A 2176-nucleotide genomic window follows, 5' to 3' on the forward strand; every position below is an offset into this window, starting at 1 on the left:
ATCGTTAACTGCGACATGTGCATCGTTGACAGGGGTAATCTCAAGCGCAAAGGCATCGCTTGCTGAAAGAGACCCGTCACTGGCCGTCACCAGTACATTGACCATGCCGTTGAAATCCTGCGGCGGTGTGCCTGAGAAGCTCCCTGCAACCGCATCAAACACCAGCCAGTCCGGCAGGGCCGTGCCATCCGTAAGTGTCGCACTCAAGGTCAGCGCATCCCCATCCACATCCGTGAATGCGTTCGCCGGCAGCACAAAGCTCACGGTCTCATCTTCCACGGAAGACTGATCAGGCAATACAATCGCCACAACAGGCGCATCGTTGGCTCCATGAACAACCACGGAAACACTTGCGGTGCTCTCCCCGCCATTACCGTCCTCGACCGTATAGGTGAATGTATCCGTCAGGGTCTGACCCTCTGCCAGGGCCTGAACAGCGTCTGCGCCGGTTGGATCATAGCTGATCGTCCCGTCGTCTGTGTTCAGCGTCAGGGCCGCGCCATGTGCACTCGTCGGAGACACATCCATCACCGTCAGCGCATCTCCATCCACATCGCTGTCATTGGCCAGAAGCGTGGCGGTCTCAATCAGGGTGACAACATCTTCTGTGATAATCTTGTGACTTTGAGCAACACCGTTCGCATCAAAAACGCGGGCCTTGATGGCGAGGTCCCCATCGCCCTGCTGTCCGTCATGAGACTCCCAGGTGACAACAAAACCCCCATTGGCGAGGGCTGTCACACTCGGGTTCTGTTGCCAGCCATTGGTGAATTCATTGACCAGGAATTCACTGACAACCTCATCGCCATTCTCATTGAAAATGCGGGCCTTGATGGCAGTACCGGACGTATCCCCTTGCTGCTGGTCCTCAGACATCCAGGTGACAACAAAATGGCCATTGGTGAGCGCTGTAATACTCGGGTATACTTGCCAGCTATCGGTGAATTCATTGACCAGGAACTCACTGACAATCTCATCGCCATTCTCATTGAAAATACGGGCCTTGATGGCAGAAGCGGACGCATCCCCTTGCTGCTGGTCATGAGACCCCCAGGTGACAACAAAACCCCCATTGGCGAGGGCTGTCACACTCGGGTCCTCTTGCCAGAAGTTGATGAATTCGTTGACACGGAACTCACTGACAATCTCATCGCCATTCTCATTGAAAATACGAGCCTTGACGGCAGACCAAGACGTATCCCCGTGCTGTTGGTCCCAAGAATGCCAGGTGACGACAAAATGGCCATTGGCGAGCGCTGTAACGCTCGAGTATAGTTGCGCGTCATTGGTGTATTCATTGACCAGGAATTCACTGACAATCTCATCGCCATTTGCATCGAAAATGCGGGCCTTGATGGCAGAACTGGACGTATCCCCTTGCTGCCCGTCAAGAGAATGCCAGGTGACGACGAAATGGCCATTGGCAAGGGCTGTCACGCTCGGCCAGCCTTGCATGTCATGGGTAACTTCATTGACCGGGAACTGACTGACAATCTCATTACCATCCGTATCAAAAATACGGGCCTTGATGTCAAAACCAGACGGATGCCCTTGCTCCTGATCATTGGACGGCCATGTGACGACGAAATGGCCATTGGCGAGCTCGGTAACGCTGGGGGTCAATTGACTACCATTAGTAGACTCATTCACCAGAAATTCACTGACAATCTCCACACCATTCTCATTGAGAATACGGGCCTTGATGGCAGTTTCAGACGTATCGCCCGGCTGTCCATCATCAGACTGCCAGGTGACGACGAAATGGCCATTGGCGAGAGTGGTAACGCTTGGGTCCCGCTGATCGCCATTGGTAAATTCATTGACCAGGAATTCACTGACGATCTCGCCGCCCTCCGCATCGAAAATACGCGCCTTGATGGCCGTTGGAGACGTATCGCCTTGCTGCTGGTCTTCAGACTCCCAAGTGACAACGAAATGGCCATTTTCCAGTGCTGTTACACTCGAGATGAATTGACCGTTATTAGTAAACTCGTTGACCAGGAATTCACTGCCAATCTCACTGCCATCCGCATTGAAAACACGCGCCTTGACAGCATATCCGGATGGATCGCCTTGCTGTTGGTCAAAAGACGACCAGGTGACGACAAAATGGCCATCGGCGAGCGCCGTGACACTCGCGTTCAATTGCCAGCTATGGGTAAACTCATTGACGAGG

Annotated in this window: 1 protein-coding gene; it reads right to left on the bottom strand. The window is 53.4% G+C overall.

Annotated elements, in window-relative coordinates; genetic code table 11:
• A partial coding sequence (locus ACR0LN_RS23865) for an Ig-like domain-containing protein (RefSeq protein WP_480433225.1) occupies nt 1–2176 on the bottom strand: 2176 nt, incomplete at both ends.

The sequence above is a fragment of the Ruegeria sp. AA6 genome (assembly GCF_056542865.1).